At 60.0% G+C, this 15,024-nt stretch carries 17 protein-coding genes and 2 tRNA genes; 6 read left to right on the top strand and 13 right to left on the bottom strand.

The window, feature by feature from the left end; genetic code table 11:
• Window positions 1-28 precede the first annotated feature (28 nt).
• The 5 genes from QM996_RS01135 (at window position 29) to QM996_RS01115 (ending at window position 4,016) form a co-directional block, all read left to right on the top strand.
• Complete coding sequence (locus QM996_RS01135) at window positions 29-808, top strand: hypothetical protein (protein ID WP_500268934.1); 780 nt, start codon at window positions 29-31, stop codon at window positions 806-808.
• Window positions 802-1,689: a serine integrase family protein gene (locus QM996_RS01130; protein ID WP_500268933.1), complete on the top strand. Its 888-nt coding sequence runs from the start codon at window positions 802-804 to the stop codon at window positions 1,687-1,689. The genes QM996_RS01135 and QM996_RS01130 overlap by 7 nt, the downstream gene beginning before the upstream one ends.
• 90 nt (window positions 1,690-1,779) lie before the next feature.
• A complete protein-coding gene (locus tag QM996_RS01125; protein WP_500268932.1) occupies window positions 1,780-2,292 on the top strand; it encodes a hypothetical protein in 513 nt (170 codons plus the stop codon).
• Complete coding sequence (locus QM996_RS01120) at window positions 2,282-2,455, top strand: hypothetical protein (protein ID WP_500268931.1); 174 nt, start codon at window positions 2,282-2,284, stop codon at window positions 2,453-2,455. The genes QM996_RS01125 and QM996_RS01120 overlap by 11 nt, the downstream gene beginning before the upstream one ends.
• A gap of 34 nt (window positions 2,456-2,489) precedes the next feature.
• Window positions 2,490-4,016, top strand: coding sequence for a hypothetical protein (locus QM996_RS01115; protein ID WP_500268930.1), 1,527 nt, complete (start codon window positions 2,490-2,492; stop codon window positions 4,014-4,016).
• A 182-nt stretch (window positions 4,017-4,198) separates the two neighbouring features.
• Here the strand turns inward: QM996_RS01115 and QM996_RS01110 are convergent.
• The 10 genes from QM996_RS01110 to QM996_RS01065 form a co-directional block, all read right to left on the bottom strand.
• Window positions 4,199-4,274, bottom strand: a tRNA-Phe gene (locus QM996_RS01110).
• A 316-nt stretch (window positions 4,275-4,590) separates the two neighbouring features.
• A complete protein-coding gene (yacG, locus tag QM996_RS01105) occupies window positions 4,591-4,803 on the bottom strand; it encodes a DNA gyrase inhibitor YacG (protein WP_429812633.1) in 213 nt (70 codons plus the stop codon).
• A gap of 5 nt (window positions 4,804-4,808) precedes the next feature.
• A complete protein-coding gene (locus QM996_RS01100; RefSeq protein WP_429812636.1) occupies window positions 4,809-5,429 on the bottom strand; it encodes a Maf-like protein in 621 nt (206 codons plus the stop codon).
• Between the two features lie 151 nt (window positions 5,430-5,580).
• Window positions 5,581-5,799 carry a translation initiation factor IF-1 gene (infA, locus tag QM996_RS01095; RefSeq protein WP_004435948.1) on the bottom strand — a complete coding sequence of 73 codons (219 nt, stop codon included), beginning with the start codon at window positions 5,797-5,799 and terminating at the stop codon, window positions 5,581-5,583.
• 272 nt (window positions 5,800-6,071) lie between these two features.
• Window positions 6,072-6,539 (bottom strand): arsenate-mycothiol transferase ArsC, encoded by a 468-nt coding sequence (locus QM996_RS01090; protein ID WP_500268929.1) that lies wholly within the window; start codon window positions 6,537-6,539, stop codon window positions 6,072-6,074.
• A 14-nt stretch (window positions 6,540-6,553) separates the two neighbouring features.
• Window positions 6,554-7,030, bottom strand: coding sequence for a UPF0262 family protein (locus QM996_RS01085; protein WP_500268928.1), 477 nt, complete (start codon window positions 7,028-7,030; stop codon window positions 6,554-6,556).
• Window positions 7,027-8,331, bottom strand: coding sequence for a histidinol dehydrogenase (gene hisD / locus QM996_RS01080; RefSeq protein WP_500268927.1), 1,305 nt, complete (start codon window positions 8,329-8,331; stop codon window positions 7,027-7,029). Before hisD ends, QM996_RS01085 begins: the two co-directional genes overlap by 4 nt.
• A gap of 148 nt (window positions 8,332-8,479) precedes the next feature.
• Complete coding sequence (locus QM996_RS01075; RefSeq protein ID WP_500268926.1) at window positions 8,480-8,920, bottom strand: DUF2948 family protein; 441 nt, start codon at window positions 8,918-8,920, stop codon at window positions 8,480-8,482.
• Window positions 8,921-9,025: 105 nt separating this feature from the next.
• Window positions 9,026-10,318 (bottom strand): UDP-N-acetylglucosamine 1-carboxyvinyltransferase, encoded by a 1,293-nt coding sequence (murA, locus tag QM996_RS01070; RefSeq protein WP_500268925.1) that lies wholly within the window; start codon window positions 10,316-10,318, stop codon window positions 9,026-9,028.
• Window positions 10,319-10,569: 251 nt separating this feature from the next.
• Complete coding sequence (locus QM996_RS01065; protein WP_500268924.1) at window positions 10,570-10,821, bottom strand: hypothetical protein; 252 nt, start codon at window positions 10,819-10,821, stop codon at window positions 10,570-10,572.
• A gap of 151 nt (window positions 10,822-10,972) precedes the next feature.
• On the opposite strand from QM996_RS01065, the gene QM996_RS01060 reads away from it, so the two are divergent.
• Window positions 10,973-11,047, top strand: a tRNA-Thr gene (locus tag QM996_RS01060).
• Between the two features lie 525 nt (window positions 11,048-11,572).
• Here QM996_RS01060 and pncB read toward each other — a convergent pair.
• The 3 genes from pncB to QM996_RS01045 form a co-directional block, all read right to left on the bottom strand.
• Window positions 11,573-12,877, bottom strand: coding sequence for a nicotinate phosphoribosyltransferase (gene pncB / locus QM996_RS01055; RefSeq protein ID WP_500268923.1), 1,305 nt, complete (start codon window positions 12,875-12,877; stop codon window positions 11,573-11,575).
• A 37-nt stretch (window positions 12,878-12,914) separates the two neighbouring features.
• On the bottom strand, window positions 12,915-13,514 hold the full coding sequence (gene pncA / locus QM996_RS01050; protein ID WP_500268922.1) for a nicotinamidase: 600 nt from the start codon (window positions 13,512-13,514) through the stop codon (window positions 12,915-12,917).
• A gap of 176 nt (window positions 13,515-13,690) precedes the next feature.
• A complete protein-coding gene (locus tag QM996_RS01045) occupies window positions 13,691-14,872 on the bottom strand; it encodes a polysaccharide biosynthesis/export family protein (protein ID WP_500268921.1) in 1,182 nt (393 codons plus the stop codon).
• Window positions 14,873-15,024 lie beyond the last annotated feature (152 nt).

The following is a 15,024-nucleotide window of genomic DNA, read 5'->3' as shown; positions in this document are numbered from 1 at the left end:
CGCATGATAAAACCAATGGAAATCGACAATGAGTCAAAGAACAGAACGGCAGAAGCAGGAGCTTCGACTTCGCTTGGCGCAGCGTGAAGAAGATCAGCGTCAGCAAATTATTCGTGACATTGAATCTATTCGCCGGGATCAGCTTCCCATTGATCGCGATCCGAACAGCCTCAGCGACCAGATCATTGAATGGCAAGAAAAGGCTGGGCTTCGGCAACCATCTCAGCGTGAAGGGCTGAGCATTGGCCTGAAAAAGACTTTGTTCGACAGGGCTATGGAGCATGCAAATCCGCCGAAGTACGGGCCGAATGCTTGGCAGGGCGAAGACGGAAATTTCTATGAGTCTGGCCTCTTCGGAACTGTGGTCCCGGCTAAGCAGCTCATTCCAGACATGGACGACTTCGAGCGCAGCGAACGTGAAGACCGGGCCTTCAAGCGTGAAGCGGACGCCTTCTGGAACCGATATCGCATCATGTTCCCGGATGATGATCCGCAAGCGATTGCCGCCGCCATGCAGGGCAGCGGTTTCAGCCGCAAACAGCTTCTGGACATCGCCTCAGACGAAAACACCCGGTTCGTTGCGGCTCAGCGATTGCATGCAGCCATCGAAGCCATGCAGGCCCAGGATCAGCAGGTTGATGATGGTGGCGACGAGGAAGGCCGGAGCGATGGTCTCGGATCAGGGGTCGCCAGTACGGGCCATGTCTACACGCAGCAGCAGCCAGAGAAGACGAGCGCAAACAGTTACGGGCCGATGGGCAAGGCCATGATTGAGATGCAAAAGAAGATGGGAGTCCGGAAATGGTGAGTAGGACAATTCTCTACATTCGAGCCATTGCAACTTCGACAGCCGGAGGGCGCGAATTCCAGCAGGCCGAACAGATCAGAGCGTGCACGCAAGCGGCAATCAGCGCCGGTTGCCCGGTCAGGCGTGACAGTGATGGCGAACCAAAGCTATTGAGCGCCGCCGTCATGCAGGAGCCCTTGAGCGGAAGTGATAAAATCCTCAAGGACATCCTTCGTGATCTTCAGCCCGTCGATACTGTGGTGATCAGCACGTTGCAGGTTTTGGGTGAAACCCCATCGCAGCTCGTCGCAAATCTCGCAAAGCTCATTGCCTCTGGCTGCCGGTTGATCGTGGCCGACATGGGCCATGTTGACTTCCCATTGATCCGGCAAATCGCCCTTGGATTCTCGCATTTGGAAGAGCGCTGCCAGCGGCTGCAAGGCGAGATTGACTCGTACTATCTGGCGAGAGCTGAGGAACGCCGCGAATATCAACGTGAAATCCGGCATCAGGTGCTCGATACGCTGATCCGGCAGGGCATCGACGTGGTTGATATGCTGCCGAAGCCGGAAGGTCGCCAGTTGGCGAAGGAAACCGATCCCGTCCACGGCAAGCATCTGAAAGAGATGAGGCTCGGACTTGAGCTTAGCCAAGATGAAGCTGGCAAGCTGTTGGCGCTGATCGGCGAAAACATCATGCCGAAGGCTGAAATCAGCGGTTATGAGACCAAAGGCATCGGCTTGCGGATCGAAGAGTACGAGACGGCTCTCAGGGCAGAGATTGCGCGTCGGAAGCTGGCAGCACGACAGGACAAGGCCATCGCTAAGGCTTCGAATGGCAGCGCTGGACCGCCGTTAACCGCAGTTGAGGCCAAGCTCTTCCCCGAGGTGAACCATGGCTAAGTCCCAAAACACGCATCCGACGCCAAGCACTTATTTGCATGACGCGCAATACCGCAATGGCAGACCGATTTTCATTGCGAGACCCGGACCATGTGCCACCTGCGGCAAATCCCAATCCGACAAGAGGACCATCAAATGACCCGTAAACTCGAAATGCGTTCGACCGCCGACAACATCCACCCGAACGATCTTGGCATGTCGTGGAAGGGCAGCCGCTTGGCCCCTGAAGTCGGCCTGATCGGGATGCTGAAAGGCGATCCCGGCCATTGGTACGACGGCCAAGGCAATCCCGTTTCCGAAGCTGTGGCAAGGCTCGTCGGATGGGATGTTGAGCATTGGTCTCGGATCAGGTTCTTGGCCGAAAAACGAGCCGAGTTCGAGCGTGATCTTCAGGAAGAGATGCGCAAGGCAACCGCTCATGAAGCGGTGATCGTTGAGGAAAGAGGCGGATTCGCTGTTCAGGAACTCGGCAGCGGTCGGCACAATGTTGTCGATATCGACGGCTCAGCCATCAATGTCCGGCCCTTAACTTTGAGCGAAGCCCTTCAGCTTCTCGCCAAGCTTGCCCCGATCAGCATGGAGGGTCAGAGCGATGTCGATTGAAAAACGCTTGGACCGGATGATTGAGCGATCTGAAGACGCTGAGGAGCTGAGCGAAGCCCTTCAGGATTTCATCGCCGACATGCCGGAAAGCGATGTCGAAGACTTGTTTTTGGAACTCGCCAGACGGCTGATGGGCGATGAAAAAGGCGATGAAATCGAGTAAAATTTGATAGTGCGCAATTGAGGTTTTGAAGGCTATGGCTCGTGATCGTGGCAGTTTCTACAGCGGTGTTGACCCGAATGCCGGTCTCGGCAGGACAATGCCTGCGGCTCTGAATGCTAGGCCAGCAGCGGCGCAAAATCCGTTCCTGAGCGCTCCAGCGGCTTCGCAGGGAGGTCAGACCTATAATCCGCTCTTGGACCCGACAGGCGGTTTTGCCAGATCGACCAAAATCGGTGGTCTTATCTCTGGCCTCTTCGGCAATGGAATGACGCGACAGGAGTTCCAGCAGCAGCAGGCCAACAGCCTGACGGCGCAGGCAATGCAGGCCATCATCCCGATTGCGCAGCAGGTTGGCGCTCAACCGGCCATCCTGAAGCTGATCGAGTCCGATATTGGTCAGCAGATGATGACTCAAGGAGCTGATTTTGATGCGATTGCTTCGGTCGCCAACTTGGCCGCTTCAGGCAAGGTCAGGGAGGCCCGTGCAAGGGCGTTCGGGCAAGCTCAGGCACCACAGATCACAGCTCAGCCAGCGGCTGTTGAAGGCGATCAGTGGGCCGGGATGCGAGCTGCTGGAGAGGCCCTTCCGTCTGGACCGGCTATCCCCGGCCTGAAGACTCCCGGTGGTCATCCGGTCACTCCGGCTGTTGTGCAAGAGGTACGAAAACAGACGCCGGATTGGTATGCTGAGACCGCTCACATGTTGCTCGCTGCGGGTGATACGGAAGGGGCCGATCAGGCTCTCAAAATGGCCGATCTGGCGCTGAAGATCGAAGCTGAGCGCAAACCTCCCACAACCGATGATCTGAAAGAATACAACTTCTATGTCCAGCAGCGGGAAGCCGCTGGTGCCGAGGCGATGTCATTCTTCGCTTATCAGCTTGCGCAGAAGAAGGCCGGATCGCCGAGCCAGAACATCAACACGTATTTCAATCAGCCGCCTGTCGAAACCGAGCTGATGAAATCGCTTGGAAAGGGCACTGGCGAACAGCTGGTGGCGATCCAGACACAGGGTAGGAAGGCTGCCGAGCTGAGATCGGACCTTGATGCTTTGGACTTTCTGATCGAGATCGCGCCACAGAAGCCCGGCGTAGCGTTCACCTTCTCCATCCCGCAAACTGGCGCTCGGTTCCCCGGTCTCGGAGCGTTCACCGAAGCCGGTCAAGCGTTCAACTCCATCGTTAAGCGCATCACGCCGACACTGAGGGTTGAAGGCTCTGGAGCGACAAGCGATCTCGAAATTCGGATGTTCGAGGACAGCCTGCCGAGTTTGGGCAACCACTTAGACGCGAACAGATATATATTAGCCGTATTGCGCGCAAAGGCTGCGATCGATCTTGAGCGCGCTGGTATCGCCAACATGATCGCGACTGGCGAGATCAAGCCGTTTGAGGGGCTCAAGCGGCTGAACGCTGTAAACGCAAAATCCATCATGGCCGATCCGGCTGTGCAGGATGCGTTGCTCAAGCTCGATAGCTATCAGCCGAAGTTCCCGGCGACAACAGGGCAGCAGATTGAGGTGCGTCCGGCACCTGAAAACCCGTTCTATCCGCTGAGGTGAGACGACGGTTACTGAAGCGGCGATGGTTGCGTGATGGTTGCATACATCAACTGCAACCCATTCCGGCTCATTGAAATCATTTACGAATTTTGCAACCCATTGAGCCTCTTTAAGCAACCAAAATGGGGCCGATCTTGACCCCACAGAGGCATTAAAAGTGAGGGATTTCAGGGCTTTAGGAATGGTGCCCGGAGGCGGATTTGAACCACCGACACGCGGATTTTCAATCCGCTGCTCTACCAACTGAGCTATCCGGGCATCCTGCCGTTTCGGGCAGCGGTCCCTTGCGGAACCATCGGGGCGCTTGTGTTTGCCCCGGAAGCGAGCGGGGTTATAGCATCTTGTTCGGCGGTGTCCAGCGCCAAATGAAAGTTTTTTGACCGAAATCCTGTGGACAGTTGAAAAAACGAAAAAGACAAAGAGATTCAGAGAGATCGTGTTCGCTCCCCTCGTGCGCTCCGCGAGAAATGGCGGCCGCATTCACCTGCCGGCGCGCAGGAGCTTCCGGGCGTCGTTCACGGCAGAAATGTGCAAAGGGGAAGGACGGGCTACGCCCCGGCCGCAGCGGTATGCCCTAGCGATCGTCGCCGTCGTCGGCCTTCGACTCGTCGTCGGCAACCGGAATGGCATAGGAGCCCGAGAGCCAGCGATTGAGGTCGACGTTGCGGCAGCGGTCGGAGCAGAAGGGATAGTGCTCCCGATGCGACGGCCGGCCGCATTCCGGGCAGGGTCGAGGCGCCCGCAGGGGCGCGACGTTCGAACCGCTTTTCTTCGTTTCCTCGGTCACCGGTTTCAGCCTTCCAGCCAACGATTGTGCACATCGTAGCCTTCGCCGACAAGCAGGCCGACGGTTTCGTAGAGCGGCAGGCCGACGACGTTGCTGTAGGAACCGACGAGTTTTACCACGAAGCTGCCGGCAATGCCCTGGATGCCGTAGCCACCCGCCTTGCCGCGCCATTGGCCCGAGGCGAGATAGCTTTCAATATCGAAACCGGACAGGCGCTTGAAGCGCACCTTGGTGTCGACCACCTTCTGCCTGAGCGTCTTGTCCGGGGTGATCAGGCACACGCCGGTATAGACGCGATGGCTGCGGCCGGAGAGAAGGTGCAATGCGCTGGAGGCTTCGCTGACGAGCTCGGGCTTCGGCAGGATACGCCGGCCGACGCAGACGACCGTATCGGCCGCCAGGATATAGCTTCCGTCCCAGCCGGGCTCGCCCTTGATCGCCGCAAGTGCTGCCCGCGCCTTCTCAGCCGACAGGCGCCTTGCGAGCGAACGCGGGTGTTCGGCACGCTTCGGCGTCTCGTCGAGATCCATCGGCATCAGGCGCGCGGGCTCGATGCCCGCCTGCGCCAGAATTTCGACGCGACGCGGCGAGCCGGACGCCAGTATCAGTTTCTTGGCCACTGTCATCGGAACGATGCCGTCACTCCAGAGCAATTCCAGCAAAAATGCGTTAGGCGGTTTTGCGTCTGGAATTGCAATCCAAACCGAAGGTTAGAGCGTTTTCGCGATTCGAAGAAGAAGCGGAAATGCTCCAGGAATTGCGTAGAGCCGGAGCGGCTTACTTGAAGCGGTACGTGATACGGCCCTTGGTGAGGTCGTACGGGGTCATTTCAACGAGAACCTTGTCGCCGGCCAGCACGCGGATACGGTTCTTGCGCATGCGGCCGGCCGTGTGCGCAATGATCTCGTGCTCGTTTTCGAGCTTCACACGGAAGGTCGCATTGGGAAGCAATTCCGTGACCACGCCCGGAAATTCAAGGACTTCTTCTTTCGCCATGTAGGACTGTTCTTTCCATCTTTGTTTAGGGATACGTCAGGCATCCCGAAAAATTCGCCGGAAACTACACAATCGACGAGGATTTGTGAACCGTCTAACACCGGCTTTTGCGCTTTTGTGACGGCTACGGCGCCGCGCGTCCTATCAGAGGCGCAGAGGTCGCTATAGCACTTTGAACTGCCGCATGTCTTTAGCCTCAAATCGGTTGGGATCTAAGAAGACATGTAAAAAGGGCCGTCGTCGGAAACCAGTCACGGATTTCGATGAAGCTCCTAAGTTTTCCCTCGTCTGTGCGAGCCGACCAACCGATGCTGGATCAGCGTCGAAAGGTGATCGCGTACGGCGCGGTATGCATCGACGATCTGCTCGCGGGTGCCGACCGCCACCGTCGGGTCCGGCGTCGGCCAGTAGACCACGTCGACGGCCATCGAGCGAGTCAATTCGAGCGCCTTGTGGTGCGCCTCGGGCGCCAAGGTGACGATGAGGTCGAAGTAATCGTCTTCGAGCTCGTCCAGCGTGTGGGGCTGATGACGGCCAAGGCTCAGGCCGACCTCGGCCATGACCACGTCGACAAAGGGATCGCGTTCGCCGTGCCGGACACCGGCGGAGGCAACGTAGGTGCCCGCCGGCAGCGCCGCCTTGGCAAGCGCCTCGGCCATCGGGGAGCGGATAGCGTTCATGCCGCACATGAAGAGGACCGAGCGGTGCGTTTTCAACTGCGGTGCCTCGGTTCCCGTCATGCCGGTCCCCGCCTCTACCCGCGCCAATAGAGCACGCAGACGAGCGTGAACAGGCGGCGGGCGGTATCGAAGTCCAGCCGGATCTTGCCGGACAGGCGATCCATCAGGGTCTGCGAACCCTCGTTGTGAATGCCGCGGCGCCCCATGTCGATCGCCTCGATCTGACTTGGCGTCGCCGAACGGATCGCCTCATAATAACTCTCGCAGATCATGAAGTAGTCCTTCACGATCCGGCGGAACGGCGTCAGCGAGAGGATGTGGGTGGCGACGTCGCCACCTCTTTCAGTCGAGATCGCGAAGACCAGCTTCGCATCGACAAGCGAGAGATTGAGCCTGTAAGGTCCGCCGGGGTGGCCAACGGGTTCGAACAGGTTCTCTTCGAGCAAGTCGAAGATCGCAACTGCGCGCTCGTGCTCCACGTCAGGCGTCGAGCGGCCGATGGTTTCGTCCAGAACGACATCGCAGAGGCGCAGGTTGCGGTCCGCCTTCATCCAGCATCCCCGAGATTGAGGCGGATGGCGACGGAGCGCGCATGGGCCTCAAGGCCCTCGGACTTGGCAAGCACGATCGCCGCCGGCCCCAGGATCCGCAACTGTTCGGGATCAAGCCGCAGGATCGACGTGCGCTTCATGTAGTCGAGCACGCCGAGGCCGGAGGAAAAGCGCGCCGAGCGCGCCGTCGGCAACACGTGATTGGAGCCGCCGACATAATCGCCGATGACCTCCGGCGTGTGACGGCCGACGAAGATCGCGCCGGCATTGCGGATCTTGGCGACCATAGGCTCGGGATCGGCGAGCGCCAGTTCGAGATGTTCCGCGGCAATGCGGTTGGCCAGCGGCACGGCCTTTTCGAGATCGGGGACGAGGATGACGGCACCGAAGTCGCGCCAGCTTGCCGATGCGGTATCGGCGCGCGGCAGCGTCTTCAACTGCCGTTCCACCGCATCCTCGACCGCCTGGCCGAAGGCCGGATCGTCGGTGATCAGGATCGACTGGGCGCCGACATCGTGCTCGGCCTGGGCGAGGAGGTCGGCGGCGATCCAGTCCGGGTCGTTGTTGCCGTCGGCAATCACCAGCACTTCGGATGGGCCGGCGATCATGTCGATGCCGACGGTGCCGAAGACCTGGCGCTTGGCGGCGGCCACATAGGCATTGCCCGGGCCGACGATCTTGGCAACCGGCGCGATCGTCTCGGTGCCATAGGCAAGGGCGGCAACGGCCTGCGCGCCGCCGATGCGGTAGATTTCCTCAACGCCGGCAAGCCTTGCTGCGGCAAGCACCGCCGGGTTGATCTGGCCGCCGGTTGCCGGCACCACCATGACGATGCGGGGAACGCCCGCCACCTTCGCCGGCAGCGCATTCATCAGCACCGAGCTCGGATAGCTCGCCGTGCCGCCGGGCACATAGAGGCCGACGGCATCGACCGCCGTCCAGCGCGAACCGAGGCCGACGCCCATGGCGTCCTCGTAGATATCATCCTTCGGGCGCTGGCGGGCGTGGTGCGCCTCGATGCGCGTGGCTGCGACCTTGAGCGCGCCCAGCACCTCCGGCTCAACCGCCTGGATCGCCGCATCGATCTCGGCCGCGCTGACGGCCATCGGCGTCGAGGCGAAATCGACGCCATCGAAACGCTTGGAGTATTCGGCGAGCGCCGCGTTACCGCGCACACGCACGTCGTCGATGATCGCCTTGACCACCGCATTGACGTCCTCGGACACCTCACGCTTGGTCGTCAGGAATGACGCGAACTTTTGTTCGAAGTCACCATCGAGAAAATTGAGCCTGATTGCCAAAGCGGACGTCCTTGTATGCCAGTGTCGTTCGGGTCTACAGCGCCGCGCGTCTTCGTAAGACGCCCTAAGGTCGCTGTAACACTTTAAAGCTGCTGCATATTTTTGCCCTTAAATCGATGCCGATTTGAGGAATTATGCAGTAGCGGGCTCAAGCACCTTCGGGATGCTTGGGCTTGAAAGCGGTTTCCCACGCCCCGCCGGTATCCGCAAGCTGCGTTTCGATGCATTCGACGTCAAGCGCGATCGATGCGTCGCCGGCAAGAACCAGTTCGAGCGTGCCTTCCGGCCCCTCGCCGCTGACTGAGAACTTGAGCGCCAGCAGGTCGAGCACCGTTTCACCGTCGCGCCGGTCGAAGCCGACCGAGCGGACCGCATTCACCCGCTTGAACAGGAGCAGCGCGCGCCGACGCTCGAAAGAGCGCCGCTTGCCGTCGGCCGTCTCCCAGACGAAGCGGTTGACGACGAGTGAGAACTGCTTACGGCGGGCGTCGTATTCGAGACCCGATACCTTGAACACGGCGTCCTGGACGTGGGCGGAGACGACAGCGAGATCTTCCTCGTCGAGCGCCAGCAGCTTCAGACCATTCATGCCGTCCATTCCTTTCGTTTCGCCGCACATTTTCCGTGCCACAATTGAAATGGACATAGGATGTTGCGCCTGAAACCGCAACGGTATCAGGCGCAACCGATCAAATCAGTCGCTGACGCGCTCCACATGCGCGCCGCAACGGGTGAGCTTCTCCTCGAGTCGCTCAAAGCCGCGATCGAGATGATAGACACGCGAGACCATGGTTTCGCCTTCGGCCGCAAGACCGGCGATGACGAGCGAGACCGATGCACGAAGGTCCGTCGCCATGACCGGCGCGCCCTTCAGCCGGCTGACGCCCTCGATCTTGGCCGTCTGGCCGGAGAGCGAGATCTTGGCGCCGAGGCGAGCGAGCTCCTGCACATGCATGAAGCGGTTTTCGAAGATCGTCTCGGTGATATGCGAGGTGCCGTTCGCCTTGGTCATCAGGCCCATGAACTGCGCCTGCAGGTCGGTCGGGAAGCCCGGGAAGGGATCGGTGACGATATCGACCGGTTTGATGCCGGCGCCGTTGCGCACGACGCGGATGCCGCTGTTGGTCTCGGTGATCTCGGCACCCGAGCGGCGGATCGCTTCCAACGCAGTGTCGAGCAACGCCATATTGGTGTCTTCGAGGATGACGTCGCCGCCGGTCATGGCAACGGCCATGGCATAGGTGCCGGTCTCGATCCGGTCCGGCAGCACGCGGTGGCGGGCGCCGGAGAGCGAACGGACGCCTTCGATGGTGATCGTCGGGGTGCCCTGGCCAGTGATCTTGGCGCCCATGGCGTTCAGGCAGTTGGCGAGGTCGACGACTTCGGGCTCGCGCGCGGCGTTGCCGAGCACCGTCGTGCCGTTTGCAAGCGTCGCCGCCATCATCAGCACGTGAGTGGCACCGACGGACACCTTCGGGAAGGTGTAGCGCGCGCCGATCAGACCGCCTTCCGGCGCCGTCGCGTTGACGTAGCCGCCGTCGATCTCGATGTTGGCGCTGAGCGCCGTCAGGCCCTCGATGAAGAGATCGACCGGGCGCGTGCCGATAGCGCAGCCGCCCGGCAGCGAAACGCGTGCCTTGCCTTCACGGGCGAGCAGCGGCCCAATCACCCAGAAGCTTGCGCGCATCTTCGAGACCAACTCGTAAGGGGCGGTCGTATCGACGATGTTGCGGCAGGTGAAATGGATGGTGCGGGCGTAGCTTTCGCCCTGGCGCTCGCGGCGGCCGTTGACGGAGATGTCAACGCCATGGTTGCCGAGGATGCGGATCAGTTGCTCGACGTCGGCGAGATGCGGCACGTTTTCGAGCGTGAGCGTGTCGTCGGTCAGAAGCGACGCGATCATCAGCGGCAGGGCCGCATTCTTGGCGCCGGAAATCGGGATGACGCCGTTAAGCTGGTTGCCGCCTACAATCCTGATGCGATCCATGAGGCCTCTCGAACGGGCTTGGCCCGCCTTTCCAAAAATTTTTCCGTGTTGTCTGAAGGCGCCTCTTTAGTGGAGACGCCGCGAAATTAGAAGTGCCTTGAACGCCGCGCGTCCGTTCGGACACGCGGCCGCCATAACAGTGAAGTCGCTGCCCTCGGTCGACCGACCGCGGGCATTTATGCAATTGGACGCCAGACGGCTGAGCCGCCCGCAAACGGGAAGGAGCCGGCGAACGCCGCTCCTCCTCCGTACTAATCTTGGGATTCGTCCGTTTTTGCGGCAGGAAGGCCGCTTAGCTCATCGGCGGCGCCGGAACGGCGTGCCCGCATCTGCTGCTTGCGGCGCTGGAGATTGTCGCGCAGGTTCCTGGCAAGACGCGCCTTTTTCAGGTCCGCCTCGGTCGTATCCTTTTTCTTCTTCTGGCGCGTCTTGCCTTCGGCCTGCAACGCATCGGGCGCCGGCCGGCTTTTTTCGCCATCTTTGTCGTCTATCTGCATGGTCATGCATTAGCGCAAAACCAGGGTCTTCGGAAGCGGCAGGGACTTTTCTCACAGGTCTTCACGAAAAACTTTGAAAACCGGCTTGCACTCCCCGCTAAGCTATGGCAATAGCCCCCTCGCTTGATGCGGCTGACACACGAACCGGCCGCCAGATGCTGCTATAGCTCAGGGGTAGAGCACTCCCTTGGTAAGGGAGAGGCCGAGAGTTCAAATCTCTCTAGCAGCACCAGTTTTCTCTCAAAACTTTCAAGCGCTTACCTCTTACATGTCCGCTGCAAAAGCCTGGCCGGTCTTCACCATTGAATCGGCTGCTCAACGTCAAGCGTAAGGACGGACTGCGAAGACTGCCCGCATCGAGAGGTTACCGATGAAACTGTGCGAGCAAGGGAGAGGCCCGGTTCCAAACCGTGAACTGAAGCGGCACCCCGCCCGGCTGACACCGGGAACGTATCTCCCGGTGTCGCGTTACCGCTTCAAAGGCAGTTACGCGGAGGCTTATAAATGAAGGGCATCATTCTCTGGCTCATGGGCGTGCCGCTCATCGTCATCATTCTTCTCTACATGTTCGTGTTCTAGAGAGATGAAACGCAACGGCAGGTTGGCGCCTTAACGCAACCTTAAGATTCCACTGCCAGATTTGACATTGCGATGATGGACAGTCGCAACATCTTTGATCCCCTTTTGAAACCGGCACTTGCCGGTTTCTTTTTTGAGCGGAAAGCCGGAAAGCTGCTCACACGGAAGCGCTTCGCGGCTAGACCTTGACGGCCTGTTCGACGAAATCTTCCGAGCCGAAGAACTTGAGGTAGCGCTTAACTTCGGCCGGGTCGCCGGTGGCCTTGCGCGGATTGTCGGAGAGTTTCACCGCCGGGCGACCGTTGGCTTCGCTGACCTTGCAGACGATCGAGATCGGGTTGAGGCCGCTGATTTCCGTCGGAGCGCAGCCGGCGAAATCGTTGGTGAGGTTGGTGCCCCAGCCGAAGCTCATGCGCACGCGCCCCTCGAAATGGCGATAGGTCTCGATGATCGTGTCGACGTCCAGGCCATCGGAGAAGATCAGAAGCTTCTCCCGTGGGTCCCTGCCCATTTTCTCCCACCAGGCGAGAATCTTCTCACCACCCTCGATCGGCGGCGCGCTGTCCGGGCGGAAGCCGGTCCAATCCGCAACCCATTTGGGCGCATTGCGCAGGAACGCCGCCGTTCCGAAAGAGTCGGGCAGCACGATCAGGAGGTTGCCGCCATAAAGCTGATTCCAGTCCTGCAGCACCTTGTAAGGTGCAGCCGCAAGTTCCTTGTCGTTGCGGGCAAGCGCGGCCGCCACCATCGGCAGTTCATGCGCGTTGGTACCGAGTGCTTCCAGATCCGTGTCCATGGCAAGCAGGACGTTGCTGGAACCCGAAAAGGAGCTTCCGATCCCTTCCTTCAGCGCCTCGACGCACCATCGTTGCCAAAGAAAGCTGTGCCGGCGCCGGGTGCCGAAATCGGAAATGCGCAAGTTCGGATATTGCCGGAGGCGCTCGACCTTGGACCACATCTTGGCCTTGGCGCGGGCATAGAGCACGTCGAGCGTGAAGGGCCCGAGCCCCTTCATCGCCGAGCGTGAGCGCAGCTCGTTGATGATCGCCAGCGCCGGGATCTCCCACATCGTGGTCTCGGCCCAACGGCCACTGAACGTCAGCTCGAACTGGCCGTCGCGCCGCTTCAGCTCGTATTCCGGCAGGCGAAACTTCCCGAGCCAGGCAAGAAACTCCGGCGAGAAGATCTGCTTGCGACCGTAGAACGTGTTACCGGCGAGCCAGATCATCTCCTTCTTGGAGAAGCGCAGTTCACGCGCATGATCAAGCTGGTCGCGCAGTTCCTGCTCGTCGATCTCGTCGGCAAGCCGCACCGTCTTCGTGCGATTGATCAGCGAGAAGGTCGCATCGACATCGGGATAAAGCTGCCAGATCATCTGCAGCATCAAGAGCTTGTAGAAATCCGTGTCCAGCAGGCTGCGCACGATCGGGTCGAGCTTCCAGGCATGATTATAGACACGCCTGGCGATGTCGGTCTTCGTCATTGATGAAATCGCTCCTTCCTCAAGGCGAGGCTCGACACTAGTTCAGCTCGACACCGGCATCGCGCATGCGCGTGACCATTGCCTGAAGCGAACCGTTGAGGTCGATGCCTCGACAGGCTTCGAGAATGACGGATGTCGAGAAACCCTGTGCTACCGCATCGAGCGCAGAAAAGGCCACACAGAAATCGGTCGCCAGCCCGCACAGCGTCACCTTCTTGATGCCGCGATCCCTGAGATAGCCCGCAAGACCCGTCGGTGTCCGGCGGTCGTTTTCGAAGAAAGCGGAATAGCTGTCGATCTGAGGCCGGAAGCCCTTGCGGATCAGGAGTTCGGCCCGCGTCCATTCGAGCATCGGGTGGAAATCGGCACCGGCGCTTCCCTGGACGCAGTGATCCGGCCAGAGCGTCTGGGCTCCGTAGGGCATGGCGATCATCTCGAAGGGTGCCTTGCCGGGATGGCTGGAGGCAAAACTCGAATGGCCGGCGGGATGCCAGTCCTGTGTCAGCACCACATGCTCGAAACGGCCAATCAGGCCATTGACCATAGGCACGATCTCGTCGCCGCCCGCGACGGGAAGCGCTCCGCCCGGGCAGAAATCGTTCTGCACGTCCACGACGATCAACGCGTTATGCGCCATAATTCATCCCTGCCTGCTAATGGCCATCGATCACCAAAATCGATTTAAGTCCAAGATCAATCACAGAATTTGAGCGACGACAAGTCGCTTCCGCAGGCTTTGGAAATTAGGGGCAATAGATAAGCAAAGGGCGCCGACCTTGCGGCCGACGCCCTGAGTAAAACCATTGATCGGGATCAATTACCGTTGAGGTTGTCGGCGATCGCGAAACCGGAATTGGCAATGCCGACCGGCTGCGCGATGAAGTTGAGGAACTTCGAGAAGTCAACCGACGGATGGCGCGACGCATAGATGACGTCGCGATTCTTGACCGGGAAGGTCTGGCCGACGATCAGGCTATCGGGCTTGCTCATGTCAAAGCGGTAGACGATCGGATAGCGGCCCACGCTGTCGGTCTTCATGCCCTTGCGCAGCATCTCATTGAAGCGTTGCTGACCGAGCAGGCTCATGACGACATCAGGCTCTTCGTAACGGAAGATGAAGTAGCCCTTCATATCGAGCGTATAGTCCGCGCCGCCGCCCGCAAGACCCATCGCCTCGAGCAGGTTCAGGTCGTTGGCGCCGAATTCCACGCGCTGGTTGGCCTTGACCGCACCGAGGATCGTGAAGCGACGCGGATCACGCGTCACGAAGATCTGGTCGCCCGGCTTGACGTGGATGTTTTCCGAGGGGTGTTCGATGATGGACTTCAGAAGGACCGTACCGGTCTTCTTGCCGCGCACCAGCGTGACATAGGTCTCATAGGGTTGCGCGACAGGACCGCCCGCCTTGGCGATGACCTCGTTGATCGTTTCGTCGACGAGGCTGAGCGGCACAACCGACGATTTGCCGACAGCGCCGGAAACCGTGACGTTGCGCGATGCGGTGCTCATGCTGGTGACGATGACGTCAGGCTCGACCGCCTTCTGCTTCAACGCCTCCAGGATCTCCTGGCGCGCCTGCTCGAGCGTCAGGCCGGCGAAGTTGACCGGACCGACATAGGGGATTGCGGCCTTGCCGTCCGGCTGGACGACGAGATCGATGCTTGTCTGCTTGGACTCAGACGTTGAGAAGAGCCCGTCGCTGCCGGCTTCGAAGATCGAGACCCTGAGCTGGTCGCCAACGCCGATCACGACTCGGCCGACGCCGCCGCCAATGCCGAAGCGGCGGTTGAGCGTCGAAGAAACATAGTCGGAAACGAGGCGCGCGGAGCGGCCGTCCACATCGACGATATCAAAGACGGTCGCATTCTGGCGGCCGATCTCGGCGCCCGAATGGCCGGCATCCTTGACGATCGCTCCGGCCAGCGGCCCTTCACCCGGAACAGCCTGGCATCCCACGAGGGCGGTACAAAGCAGAAGGGCACTGACTCGTTTCAACTACGACACTCCAAATTCGACACAGCCATGATTTTACTCACAGTTCCGCGCCGCATCATCTCCCGACCGGGAATTTGCCGGTCTCTGAAAAGCACAATCGCCGTCCCACAACAAGTCACCCGAAGACCAAGACGGCCAAAATATTTGGGGCC

It is taken from the genome of Sinorhizobium chiapasense (assembly GCF_045277575.1).
In the GTDB taxonomy this organism is placed as follows: Bacteria; Pseudomonadota; Alphaproteobacteria; order Rhizobiales; family Rhizobiaceae; genus Ensifer; species Ensifer chiapasense_A.
This window is presented reverse-complemented; position numbering and strand designations above follow the sequence as displayed.

Excerpts from the sequence above, each read along its gene's own strand:
- QM996_RS01135 (WP_500268934.1), top strand. The coding sequence starts at position 29 with ATGAGTCAAAGAACAGAACGGCAGAAGCAGGAGCTTCGACTTCGCTTG.
- QM996_RS01130 (WP_500268933.1), top strand. The coding sequence starts at position 802 with ATGGTGAGTAGGACAATTCTCTACATTCGAGCCATTGCAACTTCGACA.
- QM996_RS01125 (WP_500268932.1), top strand. The coding sequence starts at position 1,780 with ATGTGCCACCTGCGGCAAATCCCAATCCGACAAGAGGACCATCAAATG.
- QM996_RS01120 (WP_500268931.1), top strand. The coding sequence starts at position 2,282 with ATGTCGATTGAAAAACGCTTGGACCGGATGATTGAGCGATCTGAAGAC.
- QM996_RS01115 (WP_500268930.1), top strand. The coding sequence starts at position 2,490 with ATGGCTCGTGATCGTGGCAGTTTCTACAGCGGTGTTGACCCGAATGCC.
- QM996_RS01100 (WP_429812636.1), bottom strand. The coding sequence starts at position 5,429 with ATGACAGTGGCCAAGAAACTGATACTGGCGTCCGGCTCGCCGCGTCGC.
- infA (WP_004435948.1), bottom strand. The coding sequence starts at position 5,799 with ATGGCGAAAGAAGAAGTCCTTGAATTTCCGGGCGTGGTCACGGAATTG.
- QM996_RS01090 (WP_500268929.1), bottom strand. The coding sequence starts at position 6,539 with ATGACGGGAACCGAGGCACCGCAGTTGAAAACGCACCGCTCGGTCCTC.
- QM996_RS01085 (WP_500268928.1), bottom strand. The coding sequence starts at position 7,030 with ATGAAGGCGGACCGCAACCTGCGCCTCTGCGATGTCGTTCTGGACGAA.
- QM996_RS01075 (WP_500268926.1), bottom strand. The coding sequence starts at position 8,920 with ATGAATGGTCTGAAGCTGCTGGCGCTCGACGAGGAAGATCTCGCTGTC.
- murA (WP_500268925.1), bottom strand. The coding sequence starts at position 10,318 with ATGGATCGCATCAGGATTGTAGGCGGCAACCAGCTTAACGGCGTCATC.
- QM996_RS01065 (WP_500268924.1), bottom strand. The coding sequence starts at position 10,821 with ATGACCATGCAGATAGACGACAAAGATGGCGAAAAAAGCCGGCCGGCG.
- pncB (WP_500268923.1), bottom strand. The coding sequence starts at position 12,877 with ATGACGAAGACCGACATCGCCAGGCGTGTCTATAATCATGCCTGGAAG.
- pncA (WP_500268922.1), bottom strand. The coding sequence starts at position 13,514 with ATGGCGCATAACGCGTTGATCGTCGTGGACGTGCAGAACGATTTCTGC.